Genomic DNA, 17,568 nt, shown 5'->3' with positions numbered 1-17,568 from the left:
GACGCCGATGCCCAGGTCACCCTGACCCAGCCACAGTGGCTGTCGCGTCTACCCGCCGGACGCCATACCGCACATCAGGCCTGGACCCTCGACGCCCTGCCGCCGGCGCCCGCCGCTGAACCGCTGAGCGTTGAACCGAATGACCTGGCCTACGTGCTCTACACCTCCGGTTCCACCGGCCAACCCAAAGGCGTGATGAACGAACACGGCGCCCTGATGAACCGCATTCACTGGATGCAGGACGCCTTCCCGATTGGGCCGAACGACCGCGTGTTGCAGAAGACGCCGTACAGCTTCGACGTGTCAGTGTGGGAGTTCTTCTGGCCGCTGATCACTGGCGCCACGCTGGTGGTCGCCCGTCCGGACGGCCATCGCGATCCGGCGTATCTCAGCCAGTTGATCCAACAGGAACAGGTCACCACCCTGCACTTCGTGCCGTCGATGCTGCGCGCCTTTGTCGAAGAACCGAGCCTTGCGCAGTGCCACAGCCTGCGTCAGGTGTTCGCCAGCGGCGAAGCGTTGCCGGCGGATCTGGTGCGCCGCTTCATGACTCAACACCCGGCGGCACTGGTCAACCTGTACGGCCCGACCGAAGCGGCCATCGACGTCTCGGTCTGGCGTTGCTCGGTGGACGATGTGATCGTGCCGATCGGCAAACCGATCGCCAACCTGCGCCTGTACATCCTCGACGCGGCCATGCAGCCGTTGCCGATCGGCAGCATCGGCGAGTTGTACATCGGCGGCGTCGGTGTCGCTCGCGGTTACCTCAAGCGGGCGGACCTGACCGAGGAACGTTTCCTCGCCAGCCCGTTCATCGACGGTGATCGCCTGTACCGCACCGGCGACCGCTGCCGCTTCCTCGCCGATGGCAACATCGAATACCTCGGTCGTCTCGACCATCAGGTGAAACTGCGCGGGCAGCGGATCGAACTGGGTGAAATCGATGCAGCCCTGCTCAATCAGCCGGCAATCACCGGCGCCTGCACCCTGGTGATCGACAACCGGCTGGTGGCGTTCTACAGCGCCAGTGCGCCGCAACCGGAGCTGGGCACACTGCTCACCGCCGAGCTGCCGGCGTACATGATCCCGGCGGTATGGGTCGAAGTACCGGCCCTGCCCCTGACCACCAATGGCAAGATCGATCGCAAGGCCCTGGCGGCCCTGCCATTGCCGCAGACGCAGGAAGACCGCGTCGCCCCGCGCAATGAACTGGAAGCGCTGCTCTGCCAGCTGTTCGGCGAACTGCTCGGTGAAGCCTTGACCGGTGGCCGCGAAGTCGGCACCTCAGACAGTTTCTTCGCGCTGGGTGGCGATTCGATTCTCGGCCTGAAGCTGATTTCTCGCCTGCGGGAACAGGGTTACTCGCTCACCCCGAAGGACCTGTTCCGCTCGCCGACCCCGGCAGCCCTGGCGCAGGTGGTCAACCCGTTGCTGACGCTGGCCGAACAAGGCGAAGTAACGGGCACGATGCCGCTGATGCCGTTGCATCAATGGTTCTTCGACCAACAGCAACCGCAGGCCGCGTACTGGAACCAGTCGGTGCTGGCGGACAGCGAGCGTCGCCTGAACCCGGCTCTGGTGCAGGCGACGCTGGATCGACTGGTGACTCACCACGACGCCTTGCGCCTGCGCTTCAACGAAGTTGAAGGCCAATGGCAGGCGCATATCGCGCCAGTTGCACCGGCACGATTGACGAGCTGCGACCACCCAGAGCAATTGCAACTCGTCGCGCAAAGCCTGGACTTGCAACACGGCCCGCTGTTCGCCGCAGCCCTTTTGGAAGGTGAACCACAACGCCTGTATCTGGTAGCCCATCACCTGGTCGTCGATGCCGTGTCCTGGACACCGCTGCTGGAAGATTTCCAGCAGTTGTATCAAGACCTGGAGCGTGGCGAGAACCCGCGTCTGCCGGCGAAAACCACGTCCTACCGTCAATGGGCCGAGCACCTGCACGCCCATGCCGCCAAGGTCAGCGCCGAGCAGCGCTACTGGAACACCCAGACCTCGGTCAACGTTGCGCCAGTAGCCACGGTCGCCGAACGCCAGACCCTGTCGGTCCGTTGGGACACCACCCGTACCCACCAATGGCTGACCGAGTCCCACGCCGCCTACCGCACGCAACCGGAAGAGCTGTTGATCGCCGCCCTCGCCGCCACCCTGGCGCAAGCCGAAGACCGTGCCGATATCGTCGTCGATCTGGAGCGCCACGGCCGCGATGCGCCGTTCGAAGGCCTGGACGTCAGCCGCACCGTCGGCTGGTTCACCACCCTGTACCCGCTGCGCGTGAATTCCAGCGGTGCCCCCGGCGACCGGGTGCGCAATGCCAAGGAAGCCCTGCGCGCAGTGCCAGGCCTGGGCCTCGGTCACGGGCTGCTGCGTCAACGGGGCGAGCTGCCGGCGAGCAGTGGTGACGTGCTGTTCAACTACCTCGGGCACGAACAGGCACCCGCAGGTTGGTTGCGTGCCAGCAGCCTGAAGGCACCGGCGGAAACCGCCCAAGCCAACCGGGTCAGCCATGGCCGTGAAGTGGTGGCCTGGCTGGAAGACGGCGAGCTGCGCATCGAGTGGCACAGCGTCACCCCGACTGCCGACAGCCGCTTGCCGGCGCGCCTGCTGGAGCACCTGCAAGCGCTGGTCGAGCATTGCCTCGACCCGCAGGCCGGAACGCTGATGCCATCGGACTTCCCGCTGGCCAAAGGCATGAACCAGGCCACCCTCGACACCCTGCTCAAGCGACTGGGGCCGAAGAAGTGAGCCCCGTCATCGCCCTGTACCTGACTTCGGAGTGTGCCGTTCGCGGCGCACGTGCCCCTTCGTATTTCTGGATTGAACACTGCTGCCATGCATGACCAAATCGAAAACATCTATTCGCTGACGCCCCTGCAAAAAGGCCTGCTGTACCACGAGGCCTACGCCCCCGAGTCGCGGGTGTACTACCAGCAGTTGAACATCGGCCTGGCCGGTGAGTTGGATATCGACGCCTTCCGCCAGGCCTGGATGACCCTGATCCAACGCCACGGGGTGTTGCGCACGGCGTTCCTCTGGGAGGAACTGGACGACGCGTATCAGGTCATCCTTAAAGAAGTCGATCTGCCGTTGCGGGAAGTCGATCTGCGTGGCAATCCGCAAGGACTGGCTGCACTGGCGGCCGAGGATCACGGGCAAGCATTCGAACTGGGCGCCGCGCCGTTGATGCGCCTGACCCTGGCCCGCCTGGAGGATCAAAACGGGCAAGCGCACTGGTCGCTGCTGTGGACGCACCATCACCTGTTGCTCGACGGCTGGAGTGTCGGCTCGCTGCTGGCGGAGTGGCGCGACCTGTATCGCGCGGCACGTCGTGGCCAACAACCGCTGGTGGAGGTCGTGCGACCGTTCCAGGACTACGTGGCCTACCTCGGCGAACGCCCTTCGGCAGACGAGTTCTGGCGCAGCCGCCTGGCGGACTTCGCCCACACCACTCGCGTTCCCGAACTCGACCCGCGCGGCCTGCTGGCCGACCCGGTCGAAGCGCACCTGCCCTGCACCGAGCATCAGCGGACGCTGGATGCCGCGACCACTGCGCGCCTGAGCGGCTTCGCCCGAGACAACAACCTGACCGTCAACACCCTGCTGCAAGCGGCTTACGCTTATTTGCTGGGTCGCCATAACGGCACTGACGAAGCCTTGATCGGCGTCACCGTGGCCGGGCGCCCGCAGCGCTTGAGCGGCGTCGAGCGCATGGTCGGGCTGTTCATCAACACCTTGCCGCTGCGTGTGCGCTGGGACGATACGCCGACCGTGGGCCAATGGCTGGCGGGCATCCAGGACTGGAACGCCGAGATGCGCGAGCATGAACATACGCCGTTGGCGAGCTTGCGCGCACTGACGGCGTTGCCGCCCGGCGGCGAGTTGTTCGAAGCGATCATGGTCTTTGAAAACTTCCCGTTCCCGACTGAGCTGGACCAGATCGACGACAACCTGTTCGGCCTGCCGGATGCCCAGCACGCCGCGCCGCTACGCCACACCGGCGGGCGCAACAACTACCCGATGTCGTTGATCGCCTCGATGGAAGGCGACGGCCTGCAACTGCATCTGGTGCATCAGCGCAAACGCCTGTCCGATGCCGCTGGCGCGCGCCTGTTGCAGCAACTGGTCGCGCTGCTCGACGAAATCAGTCGCGATGCGGCCCGGCCATTGGCTGAAGTCACGCTGTGCCCGGCGCAGGAATTGAGCCTGACCCGCACCTGGGGCAACGGTGCAGCCCTTGAGCTGCCGACTGCCCCGCTGCACGAACTGATCGCCGTCCAGGCTCGCCGCCATCCCGAGCGTGAAGCCGTGCGCGACACCAACGCGGCGCTGAGCTACGGCGAACTGCTGGAAGCCTCCAGCGAACTGGCCGGCGCGCTGGTCCAGCGCGGCCTGCAACCTGGTGATCGCGTGGCCCTGGCCTTGCCCCGGAGCAACGACGCCGTGGTGGCGCTGCTCGCGGTGATGCAGGCCGGCGGCTGCTTCCTGCCGCTGGACCTGGGCCAGCCGGCCTCGCGCCTGGGTGCGCTGATGGCCAGTGCCGACGTGGATTTCATCATCGGCGCGCCGAGCTTCGACACCGCCTCTGCGCAAGTGGTCGACGCTTCAGCCCGTGCCACCGGCATCGATCTGCCGGCGGTGGATCAACAGGCCTGCGCCTACGTGATCTACACCTCCGGCTCCACCGGCACGCCAAAAGGCGTGCGCCTGTCCCACCGCGCCATCGTCGCCTATGTCAGCGGCATTCTGGCCGAACTGGGTTGTGCCGAGGCGCAACAACCGTGGCGCCATGCGCTGCTTTCGACCCTGGCCGCCGACCTGGGTTACACCCAGTTGTTCGGCGCGCTGGTCAGCGGTGGCAGCCTGCTGCTGGTGGATGACGACACCCGTGCTGACCCGAACGCTTTGGCGCAGCTGTTCAGCGAATTCACCCCAGATCTGGTCAAGCTCACACCCAACCACCTGCATGGGCTGCTGGCGGCCCATCCAGACGCCAATCTGCTGCCACGTCGTGCCCTGCTGCTCGGCGGCGAGGCGCTGCAAGGCAGTTTGCTGGACACTGTCCGCTCGCTACGCCCCCACCTCTCGGTTTACAACCACTACGGCCCGACCGAAAGCGCCGTAGGCATCTGCTTGTCGCGCATCGATCAGCCACTGGCCGGCGTCCAGCCCCTGGGCCATCCACAACCGAACCGCCAGTTGCGGGTGCTCGACAGCCAGGGTCAAACCTTGCCGGTCGGTGTGCCGGGCGAACTGTGGGTCGGCGGTGAAGGCCTGGCCATCGACTACCTGGGCGATCTCGCACAAACCGCCGCCCGTTTCGCCGCCATCGCCGACCTGCCCCGCGCCTACCGCACCGGCGACCGTGTGCGCTGGCTGGAATCCGGCGAACTGGCGTTCCTCGGGCGCGTCGACAACCAGATCAAACTGCGCGGTTACCGCATCGAACTGGGCGAAGTGGAAGCCCAGATCAAACGCCTGTCGAGCAACATCGAGCAGGTGCTGGTGCGCGTGGTGCAACCGGCCAACGAAACGCCACGGCTGATCGCCTGGCTGGTGGCCAGCACCTCTCTTTCGACCGATAAGCTGCGCTCCGACCTGGCACTGCGCGTACCGGACTACATGGTGCCGGCGGATTTCATCGCGCTGGACGCGATCCCGCTCAATGCCAACGGCAAACCGGACATCGCCCGCCTGCCGCTGCCCGACGCCCCGGTCAGCCAGGACAGTTACGTGGCGCCGCGTGATGCGGTGGAAATCGCCTTTGCCGAGATCTGGCAGGACGTGCTGCAAGTGGAGCGCGTGGGCATTCACGACAACTTCTTCGCCCTCGGTGGCGATTCGATTCTCAACCTGCAAATCATCGCCCGTGCCCACCAGCGCGGCATGAAGCTGACGCCCAAGCAGTTGTTCGAAAACCGTACCATCGCCGACATCTCGGCGGTGCTCAGCCAGAGCGCGAACTACAGCCGCGACACCGCCGCGGTTGCACGCCATGTGCCGCTGACGGCGGGCCAGCATGCCCGCCTCGAAGCCGGACCGCTGGCGGCTGACTGGCGCTGCGTGGCACTGCATTCGCCGATCAGCGTTGAGGTGTTGAACCGTGCGGTGCTGGCCTTGCAGAAGCAACATCGGGCGCTGCAACTCGGTTTGGCCGAGCAGGCCGACGGCACCTGGAAGCAAACGCTGCCAACCACGCCGAAACCCGTCACTGCCAGCCGTCGACCGCTGGACCTCGACAATGCGAAGGCACTGACGGAGCTGGCCGAATCCACCCTGGCCGCGCTGGATCACGCCGCCGGCGAAGGCTGGCACGCCTGCCTGTCGGAACAGGGCGATACCGTGTTGCTGGTCACCCATGCCCTGCGCCTGGATGCTGCTTCGTGGGCATTGCTGATGACCGACCTGGCGCTGGCCGTGGCGCAAGCGCAGTACGACCGTGCAATCGAGCTGCCCCATCATGGCGGCCACCTGGATGAATGGGCCGAGCATCAAAACGCCCGTGCCGGCGATGAAGACGGCCTGGAATCGGCCTGGGAATACTGGTTGCAGTACGCCGGTGAAAGCCTCTCGCCGGCCCCGCAAATGGATGCCCCGGTCTCGGCAAGTCGTGTGCGGATTGCCGGCTCGCTCAACGCTCGACTGAACCTGCTGCAACGCCGCAGCCATGCCCCGTGGTCGTCGCTGGTGGCCACCGCCATCGCGGTGGAACTGGCGGAACACGGCGCCGTTCAAGACGTCTGGCTGACCCTGGATCGCGGTCGTTGCGAGCGTGCGCGCCTGTCACTCGACAGCCCTCTGAGCCGCACCGACTTCGACCCGGCCACTGTAATCGGCGCCCTCAGCCACCCGGTTCCGTTGCGCCTGAGCGTCGCACCGGCCGCCAACGCTGCCCAATCGCTCGCACAGATCGACGCGCAACTGGCCGCCGCGCCAAACGCCGGTGATGATTACGGCGTACTGCGTTACCTGGCCGACAACGACTACCTGCGCGAACCGCTGCTGAGCCTGCCGCAACCGGCGGTCCATATCGTCATGGCCGGCGAATGGCAAACCCATGAAGGACCGCTGGGCGAGGTTATCGCCGCCAGCGCCCCTGTCGATGCCAGCGGCCTGACCCTGTCCGTCAGCCTGCAACAGGGCCAATTGCACATCGATTGCCGTGGCCCGGGCGCCAAACATTGGGCCGAGGCGCTGGAACAGCGTCTGAACCAACTGGCCGAAGCCGCCGAACAGGCCAGCCCCGGTGCCCATGCGTTCCCGCTGTGCCGTGCTGCCGGGCATGACCTGTCCGTCCTGGGTGCGAATTTCGACTGGGCCGGTATCGACGACCTGCTGCCCCTGTCGCCGATGCAGGAAGGCATGCTGTTGCACACCCTGTTGCGCCCCAACAGCGGCATCTACTTGATGCAGCAACGCTATCGCTGGGACGGCGAGCTGGACCGCAGTGCCATCGAATACGCCTGGGCGCAACAACTGGCCCGGCACCCGATGTTGCGCACCGGTTTCTGGTGGCAGGACGGCAAGGCGGCGCTGCAATGCGTCTACCGCGACACCGACCCGGCCTTCGCCTGGTACGACTGGCGTGGGCTCGACGAAGCGAGTCGCCAACGGCAAATGAATGCGGTGCTCGACGCCGAATGCCGGCAGGGCTTCGACATGCGCCGCCCGCCGCTGACCTTCCTGCGGGTGTTCCAGGTCGCCGATCAGGAATTCCTGATCGTGCGCAGCTTCCATCACATCCTCACCGACGCCTGGTGCTTCGGCCTGTTGATGGCCGACCTGTTCGCCCACTATCAGGCGCGAGTCCTGGGCCAACCGGCAGCGCGTCCGTTGCTGCCGTCGTTCAGCAACTACATCCACTGGCTGCAATGCCAGGACAGCCGCGTCACCGAGCAATTCTGGACCCGCGAACTGGCCGGTTTCAGCGCACCGACGCCATTGGTGGTGGATCGCCCGGCACTGGCCGAGCAAGCAGTCGAAGCCGTGGCCAACCTCGACGTCACCCTGTCGATTGCCGATACCCGCGCCCTGACCGCGCTGTGCCAACAGCACCAACTCACGCCCAACACCTGGATTCAGGGCGCCTGGGCCTTGCTGCTGTCTCGCTACAGCGGCAGCGACGACGTGCTGTTCGGAGTCACGGTATCCGGGCGCCCGACCGAGTTGCCGGGCGTGGAAGACATCGTCGGCCTGTTTATCAATAGCCTGCCGTTGCGGGTCAAGGTCGATGATGCGCAAGCCGTGGTGCCGTGGCTGCAAGCGCTGTTCGCCCACAACTTCGAGCTGCGCGCCTACGAACATGCGCCGCTGGTGGACATCCAGCGCTGGAGCGAAGTCGAGCACGGCCGTTCGCTGTTCGACAGCCTGGTGGTGTTTGAAAACGCGCCGTTCGATGCCGGCCTGTCGGACCGTCAGGTGGACTTCAACGTCGATATCTACGAAGACCGCGTGCACACCAACTACCCGATGACCGTGGTGCTGTACCCCGGTGATCGCCTGGGCATTCGCCTGACCTACGACGCCGCGCGTTTCGACACCGACACCGTGCAGCGCATGCTCGGCCACCTGCGGCAGTTGCTCACGCAAATGGTCGCCCAGCCGCAAGCACCGCTGGCCTCGCTGTCGTTGCTGACGCCAGAGGAACGCCAGACCCTGCTGGTGGACTGGAACCGCAGCGAACTGGACTTCCCGCTGGACCAGACCTATGCGCAACTGTTCGCCGGGCAAGTGGCGGCGCATCCGCAGCGCATCGCTGCCGTGTGTGGCGCCGACAGCCTGACCTATGCCGAACTGGACCAGCGCTCCAACCGCCTGGCCCGTGCGCTGGTCGAGACCAGTGCCGGTCGCGACAGCCTTGTGGCCCTGGCCGGCGAGCGTGGCCTGCCGTTGCTGAGCATGATGATCGCCGTGCTCAAGGCCGGCGCGGCCTACCTGCCGCTGGATATCAAACATCCACCACAGCGGCTGGGCGAGATTCTCGAACTGTCCGGCGCGCAGATCCTCATGACCAGCGCCAGTGCCGACCCGGTCATCAATCCGGCGCTGGCCGCCAGCACCGCCAAACCGCTGCGCCTGCGCACCGAAAGCCTGTGGCTGGCGGGTGACGCAACGCCATTGAACATCGCGGGCAGCCCCGATGACCTGGCCTACGTGATCTTCACCTCGGGCTCCACCGGCACACCGAAAGGCGCGATGGTCGAGCAACGGGGCATGCTCAACAACATCTTCGGCAAGGTGCCGACCCTGGGCCTGTCCGGCGCGGACCGGATTGCCCAGACCGCCTCCCCGGCGTTCGACATTTCAGTCTGGCAATTCCTCGCCGCGCCGATCCTCGGTGCCACGGTGCACATCCTGCCGGACGTGATTGCTCATGATCCCGAGCGCCTGTTGCAGGCGTTGGAAGCGCAACAACTGTCGGTGCTCGAAGCGGTGCCGACGATGATCCGCGCCCTGCTCGACCTGGCCGCTGCCGATACACAGCTGGCGGCCCTGCGCTGGTTGCTGCCGACCGGTGAAGCCCTGCCGCCGGCCCTGGCCCAGGCGTGGCTGAGCCGCTTTGCCCACGTGCCGCTGATGAATGCCTACGGCCCGGCGGAATGCTCGGACGACGTGGCCTTCCACCCGCTGACCGAGGTCCCGAGCGAAGCAGGTAACGCCATGCCGATTGGCCGGCCGACCGCCAACAACCACCTGTACCTGGTGGACGCGGCACTGCGTCCGGTGCCGGTAGGCGTTCCGGGGGAAATCTGCGTCGGCGGTATCGGCGTCGGGCGCGGCTACCTCAACGACCCGGAAAAAACCCGGGCGGCTTTTGTCGCGCACCCATTCGCGCCCGGTGCCCGCTTCTACCGCACCGGCGACCTGGGACGCTGGCGTGCGGACGGGGTGCTCGAGTTCCTCGGGCGTCGCGATCAGCAGGTGAAAATCCGCGGTCACCGTATCGAACTGGGCGAAATCGAAGATCACCTCGGTCGTCATCCGGCCGTGCAAGCAGTGGCCGTCATCGTCAACGCCGATCAGCGTGGCGAGCTGCAACTGGTCGCTTATTGGGTCGGTGACGACACCCCGGTGGCGGTGCTGCGCGACTGGCTGGGCCAACGCCTGCCGTCGTACATGGTGCCCGCTCATTGGCAACCGCTGGAGGCCTTGCCGCAGAACGCCAATGGCAAGGTCGACCGCAAGCTGTTGACTGCCCGCCCCCTGGACCACCAAGAGCTGAACGTGCAACGGCCGCTGAGCCGTGAAACCGAACAGCAACTGGGGACGATCTGGACACAGATACTGAACGTGACGTCTATCGGCGCCGACGACAATTTCTTCGCCCTCGGCGGACACTCGCTGCTGGCCACGCTGGTGGTCTCGCGGATTCGCAGCCAGCTCGCGGTGGACCTGCCGCTGCGTGCGGTGTTCGATCACCCGGTGCTGGCAAACCTCGCCCGTGCCATCGACAACGCACGCCTGCAAGCGGCACCTGTCGCCCTTCCGGCGATCACCCAGGCTTCGCGTTCGCAACCGCTGCCGTTGTCGTTTGCTCAACAACGGCTGTGGTTCCTTGAACAGCTGAATCCCGGCTCCAGCGGATTCAACATCCCGTTCGCCCTGACCTTGACCGGCGCGTTGAATGTCGAAGCCCTGCGCCTGGCGTTCGAGCAACTGGTCGCGCGTCATGAAGTACTGCGCAGTACCGTGCACAGCGATCACGGCGAACCCTGGCAGCGCATCGAAGCGGCGCAGGCGTTTGCCTTGCCGGTCTGCGATCTGCGGCAGGTGTCGGAACAGGAACCGGCCATCGAGGCGCAATTGGCCGAGGTCTTCGGCCAGCCGTTCGACCTGACCCGGGCGCCGTTGATTCGTGCACGCCTTCTGCAACTGGACGGGCAAACCCATGTGCTGGCCATCGCCCTGCACCACATTGCCGTGGATGCCTGGTCTATCGCGCAACTGGTGGAGCAACTGGCCACCGACTACGCGGCATTCGGCACCGGGGCTGCCGGCATCGAGGTGCCTGCCCTGCAATACGCCGACTTCGCCGTTTGGCAACGCACGCACCTGCCCGGTCCGGTCTGGCAACAACAATTGGGTTACTGGCGCCAGCAGTTGCAGGCCAGTCCTGCGCCGTTGTTGCTGCCGGGTGCCCAGACCCAGGCACAGGGTCACGGTTGTGCCCGTCATCGCCGTCGTCTGTCGCCATCGCTGGCACAGGCCATCACCCAACTGGCCACGGCCCGCGAGGCGTCGCCGTTCATGGTGCTGCATAGCGCGCTGAACGTGCTGCTGCATCAACAGACCGGTCGCGAGGACTTGTTGGTCGGCACCGACATCGCCAACCGTCATCATCAACAGACCGAAGACATGGTCGGCTTCTTCGTCAACCAGTTGGTGTTGCGTTGCCGCGTGACGCCGGAGCAGTCCTTCAATGAATTGCTTGGCGATGCACGACGCGTGGCGCTGGACGCCTTCGCCCACCAGGACTTGCCGTTCGATGCCCTGGTGGCCGACCTGCTGCCGCAGCGGGACGCCCGCTACACGCCGTTCTTCCAGGTCAAACTGGTGGTGCAGAACACCCGCCAGCAAGACTTGCTGCTGCCGGGGCTGGCGATCAGCGAACGCGAACTGGCGCCGCAAGCCGCGGATGTCGACCTGCTGATCAACGTGGTGGATGACGGTGATGGACTGCTGGTGGTCTACGACTACGACACCAGCCGTTATGCCGCTGCCTGCATCGAACTGCTCGACAGCCTGTTCGTGCGCCTGCTCGAACAACTGGCGCAGAACGCCGATCTCAACGTCGCGCAATTGCTGGAGCCGCTCAATCAACTGCAACAGGCCCGCCGCGACCAGGCCCAGGCAGCATTGCGCGAGGCCGGCAGTGCCCGCCAAAGCACCCTGGGCCAGGCCCGTCGCCGCAGTGTCGTGAAGGAGGCCGAACAATGATGGCTTTCGATCCCGCGACCCTCACGTCCCACTTTTTTGTACAGGTCTCAGCATGACTCAGACTCACGAAGACACCCCGTTCGAAGGATTCGAACTGTCACCCCAGCAGGCACACCTCTGGCGCTTGCAACAAACCCGACTGGCCGCCACGGCGCAACGGGCCACCCTGCGGATTCGCAGCGAGCAACCGCTGGACGGTGCCCGGTTGGGCAGCAGTTTGCGCGAATTGGTGCAACGCCACGAGATTCTGCGCACTCGCTACCAGCAACTGCCGGGGCTGTCGTTGCCGATGCAGGTGATCGATGATTCGGCCGATGATTGGCAGGCGTTGGCCATCGCGCTGCAGCTCGATGCCGATGGCCGGGCTGCGACGCTGCAGCTGCCGGCGCTGCACCTGGACAGCACCAGCCTGAATTATCTTGCTGAAGAATGGGCGCTGGGCTACCTGCAAGCGGCGCCGCAGGACCCGCCATTGCAATACGCCGACTACGCCGCCTGGCGCCAGGAGTCGGCGGACGACATACACAGCCGGCAGTTCTGGAATGAACAACTCGACGCAGTTGTGGCCGACGTGCCGTTGCCGTGGCAGCGCTCGACGCCGTCCGGGCCATTGGAACCGGGCCAGGTGCAACTGGCGCTGGACGACACCACCCGGCAACGCCTCAATGAGGTGGCGACCCGTCTCGGCGTCAGCACCGGCACGCTCGTGCTCGGCGCCTGGGTCACGCTGTGGCAACGCTACAGCGAAGCCGAACACCTGACGCTGGCCTACGAAAATCAGGCGCGCCCGGAAGTGCTGGGGGACGCCCTCGGCCTGTTTTCCGAACCCCTGCCGCTGACCCTCGACACCGCGCCCGAACTGTCGTTCGCCGCGTTATGCCAGCAATTGACCGAGCGCGTCGGCCTGCTCGGCGATGCGCGGGACAGCTACCCGAGCCATCTGGGCAACGTGCCGCCACTGTCGGGGGTGGGCTTCCGCGAACTCGCCGTGGCACCGCACAGTGCCTTGCACGATGCCGGTTGGCAGATCGACCTGGCTGACAGTATCAGCGCCGGCTGCGCGTTGCTGTTGCAGTACCAGCCGCAGTCATCCGCTGCCCTGTCGCTGCATTTTGACGCGACGCTCTACACCGCGGCCCATATCGACCTGCTTGGCGAACAGCTGTTGAGCGTGATCGAACACAGCCTGCGTGAGCCTTCGGCCCGTCTGAGCGCACTGGCGACGTGCAGCGCCGCCGAGCTGCATCGCGTGACCGGTGCACTGGCCGCTTCGCCAGTCCTGACCCCGTCCCAGGAGCAGCTCTACACCACGACCTTCGCCTTGCCCAACCTGGCCGCCTGCTTCGCCAAGGGCTCGGCCGCCCATGCCCAACGCCCGGCAGTGACCGGGCCGAGCGGCACCTTGAGTCATGCCGGGCTGGAACAACGGGTCAGCGCCCTCACCCAGCACTTGCTCGCCCAGGATCTGGAGCCCGGCGCGCGGATCGCGCACTTCCTGCCCCGTGACATCGATGCCGTGGTGGCACTGGTTGCGATTTTGCGCGCCGGTGCCTGCTACGTGCCGATTGACCCGTCCTACCCCAGCGAACGCATCGAACACATTCTGCGTGACAGCCAGGCCCGTCTGGTGCTGACCCACCGTGCCCGCGTGCAAGACCTGCCGGCCGACTGGCAACCGGTCGCGCTGGCGATCGATCAGCCCCTGCCGACGCTGCCGTTGCGGGCGGAGCCCGAGGTGGCGCGGGATCAACCCGCCTACCTGATCTACACCTCCGGCAGCACCGGCCAGCCCAAGGGCGTGGTCATCAGCCATGCCAACGCCCTGCATTCGCTGGCAGCGCGGCTGGCGGGGTATCCGCATCCGGTGGAACGCTTCCTGCTGCTGTCGTCGTTCGCCTTCGACAGCTCCATCGCCGGGCTGTTCTGGAGCCTCGCCCAGGACGGTTGCCTGCACCTGGCCAGCGAAAGCGAGCAGAAGGATCCGTTGCAACTGGCGCGCTTGATCCGCAATCACGGGGTGTCGCACCTGTTGGCGCTGCCCTCGCTGTACGCCTTGTTACTGGATGAACTGGGCGACGATCCGAGCTCGCTGAACACGGCGATTGTCGCCGGTGAAAGCTGCCCGCCCGCCCTGGTCGCCAACCACTATCGCCGCCAGCCCGAGGCGCAGCTGTACAACGAATACGGCCCGACGGAAGCCTCGGTGTGGAGCACCGTCGCCCTCTGCCAGCCGGACGGGACCAGCGGTTCGGTGCCGATCGGCCATGCCATTGCCCATACGCGGGTGTACCTGCTCGACAGCGAGGGCGCTCCGGTCGCGCGAGGGCTCAAGGGGGAAATTCACATTGCCGGGCCGGGCTTGTCCGAAGGTTATCTGGGCCTGCCGCAGATGACCGCCGAGAAGTTCATCCGCGCCAGCCACCCGGCGCTAGACGGCCAGCGCCTGTACCGCACCGGCGATTTCGCCTGGAAGGACCTGGACGGGCAACTGATGTTCCTCGGGCGTACCGACTCGCAGATCAAGCTGCGCGGTTACCGCATCGAACTGGGGGAAATCGAAACCGCACTGTGCAAGGTCAGCGGCGCCAGACTGGCGGTGGTCCTGCTGGACACCACCCAGGCCGAACCGAGCCTGCGCGCCTTCGTCGAATCGGCCAGCGCGTTGCAGGCCACGACCGTGCGCGAGTCCCTGGCAGCGCTGCTGCCGGCGCACATGATCCCCGCCGACATCCAGTGGCTGGCGCAACTGCCGCGCACCGCCAACGGCAAGGTCGATCACCGCGCCCTGCTGGCCCGCGTGCCGAACCGCAGCCTCGCGACATATGCCGCGCCCGAAGGGCATGTCGAGCAGGTACTCGCCAGCGTGTGGCAGGAGCTGCTGGAGGTAGAAGTGATCGGCCGCCACGATGACTTCTTCGCCCTCGGCGGCCATTCGTTGCTGGTGGTGCGCATGACCGCCAGGTTGCGCGCCACATTGGGCATCGAAGTGCCGGTCAACGTGATTTTCCAGCACCCGACGCTGATCGGCCTCGCCGGGCAGATCGCCCGGCCCGACGACCGCACAACAGTCGTGACCTTGCAGGCCGGCGCTGAAGACCAGACCCCGCTGTTCTGCCTGCACCAACCGGCGGGCGGGGTTCATCACTACGTTCCGATGATCGCCGGGTTGCCTGAAGCGCTACCGGTGTATGGCCTTGCATTGCCTGAGTCGTTGCGCGACCGCGACCTCGTCGCACTGGCCGGCGAATACTTGCCGCAGATCCGCCGGATTCAGGCACAAGGCCCCTATCGCCTGGGCGGTTGGTCCATGGGTGGATTGCTCGCGCTGGAGCTGACCCGACAGCTGGAGGCGCAGGGGCAAACGGTTGAATGGCTGGGCTTGTTCGACAGCACCTTCCACGCCGAGGACGACTCACTGGAGTGGGACGCGCTGTTCGCCATGGTCCAGCAGGAACTGAGCAGCGACAGTCGTCAGCGCCTGGCCAGCCTTGCGCCGCAATCCCTGGAGGAACTGCGCTCGGCCTCTGTCGGCTCGGGTCGTGTGGAGCAGTTGCGTTTCGCCTTGCTGCAATGGGCGAGCGCCAACGGCTTGACCCTCAATGCCCCGCAGGCCTATGTCGAACAAACCTTGAAGGTGATGGCCGACGCCCGTCGCTGGGTCAGCGGTTATTCAGTGCCGACGGTGGCCGCCACCCTGCACTTGTGGTGGGCCGAACAGACCCTGGTCGAGCGTCCGGACCTGCCTGCACAGTGGGACGCCATCAGCCAGCGAACCTGTCATTATCCGGTGGCCGCCGATCACGAGACGATCCTCGGGCAGCCCGCCTTCCATGAACAATTGAACAAGTCGCTGGCCACGGCCTCGACGGAAACCGCCGCATGAACCTGATTCTTTATCTCTACCGCCAATCGGCCCGCCTGCTGGCCCTGGCCTCGATCACCGGTGCACTGGGCGGCCTGGCGAGTGCCGGGCTGGTGATCCTGATCAACCGCGGGCTTGCTGACCCACAGCAATTACCGGAACTGGCCCTCGGCTTTTTCGGGTTGTGCGCCGGCATGCTGCTGAGCAAGCTGTGTTCGGAACTGTCGCTGCTGCACCTGACCCAAAGTGCGATTTTCCAGATGCGCATCGACCTCTCGCGCAAACTGCTGGCCACCCCGCTCAAACGCCTGCAAGGCATGGGCAAACATCGGTTGCTGGTGATTCTGACCGAGGACGTACACACCTTCACCGCCGCGTTCGAGTGGGTGCCGCTGCTGTTCGTCAACGCTGTGGTGACCCTGGCGTGCTTCGCCTATCTGGCCTGGCTGTCGTGGTCGCTGCTGGCGATTCTGGCGTTGTTCCTGCTGGTCGGTCTGATCGCCTTCCACCTGGCCGAGCGCGGACCGCTGAGCCATCTGGAACGGGTGCGCCAACAAAAGGACGTGCTCTACCAGCACTTTCGCAGCCTGATCGAAGGCAGCAAGGAATTGCAGCTCAACAATGCCCGTGGCGAAGCCTTCGTCGAGCGGGTCATCCGTCCGGGGGCCGACGAGTTTCGCGTGCGTTTCCTGCGCGGCATGGCCGGGTATTCGGTGGTGGCCAACCTTGGCACCCTGCTGTTCTACCTCAACCTCGGCGTGCTGTTGTTTGTCGTGCCGTTCTGGCTGCCGCAATCGGCCACCGTACTGGTCAGCTTCACCGTGACCTTGCTGTATCTGGTGCGGCCGATTTCCGACCTGATGATCGCCCTGCCCTCGTTGCGCCAGGCCAGCATCGCCCTGAACCGCATTCGCCAACTGGATGCCGAATTGAGTGCCGAAGAAAAAGTCACCGCCCCGACCGGCAACCAGTTCGCCAGCGATGGACCGATGCGTTTGAAACTCAATGGTGTGTGCCACCGCTATCCGGGCGAACACGAGGATCATCCGTTCATGCTCGGACCGGTGGACCTGACGCTGGAACAGGGCGAACTGGTGTTCGTGGTCGGTGGCAACGGCAGTGGCAAGACGACGCTGTCCATGCTGCTGCTCGGGCTCTACGCACCGGAATCCGGCAGTGTGCTGCTCAATGGCTTGGAAGTGGACGACGACAACCGTGAGCAATACCGCCAGCACTTTGCCGCCGTGTTCGCCGACTTCCACCTGTTCGAACACTTGCTGGGCGACGACGGACCGGGCGCCGAACACCGCACCGCCGAAGCGACCCGCTACGTGAAAGCCTTGGGGCTGGGGCATAAAGTCAGCATCGTCGACGATCGTTTTTCCACGGTGGATCTGTCCACGGGTCAGCGCAAGCGCCTGGCGCTGGTGTCGGCGTATCTGGACGACAAGCCGTTCTATCTGTTCGATGAGTGGGCCGCCGACCAGGACCCGACCTTCAAGCGCGTGTTCTACATGGAGCTGCTACCGGAGCTCAAGGCCCGGGGCAAAACCGTGATCGTGATCACCCACGACGACGCCTATTTCCAACAGGCCGACCGGGTGCTCAAAGTCGAGAACGGCCGCCTCACCCAGGTCGAAGCCCACGCGGCGTATGCCTGATGAGGTGACCACGTGAACCTCTTCTGTAGGAGCTGGCTTGCCAGCGAAAGCGGATTGTCAGTCAACAATGATGGTGCCTGATACGCCGCCTTCGCTGGCAAG

The 17,568-nt window shown here is 65.5% G+C and carries 4 protein-coding genes; all 4 read left to right on the top strand.

The annotated features are described in order from the left end of the window. Positions 1-2,754: non-ribosomal peptide synthetase (locus tag GPL81_RS30235; RefSeq protein WP_160109740.1), on the top strand; the 2,754-nt coding region annotated here is incomplete at its 5' end. An 87-nt stretch (positions 2,755-2,841) separates the two neighbouring features. Continuing rightward, positions 2,842-11,943, top strand: a complete 9,102-nt coding sequence (locus GPL81_RS30230) for a non-ribosomal peptide synthetase (protein WP_160109739.1) — start codon at positions 2,842-2,844, stop codon at positions 11,941-11,943. A 52-nt stretch (positions 11,944-11,995) separates the two neighbouring features. After that, positions 11,996-15,826, top strand: a complete 3,831-nt coding sequence (locus tag GPL81_RS30225) for a non-ribosomal peptide synthetase (RefSeq protein WP_160109738.1) — start codon at positions 11,996-11,998, stop codon at positions 15,824-15,826. Further along, entirely contained in the window at positions 15,823-17,466 is a 1,644-nt protein-coding gene (locus tag GPL81_RS30220; protein ID WP_160109737.1) for a cyclic peptide export ABC transporter, read from the top strand. Before GPL81_RS30225 ends, GPL81_RS30220 begins: the two co-directional genes overlap by 4 nt. Positions 17,467-17,568: the final 102 nt, after the last annotated feature.

The organism is Pseudomonas izuensis (genome assembly GCF_009861505.1).
Taxonomy (GTDB): Bacteria; Pseudomonadota; Gammaproteobacteria; order Pseudomonadales; family Pseudomonadaceae; genus Aquipseudomonas; species Aquipseudomonas izuensis.
Note: the sequence above shows the minus strand (reverse complement) of the source record. Positions and strands in the feature narration are given on the sequence as shown.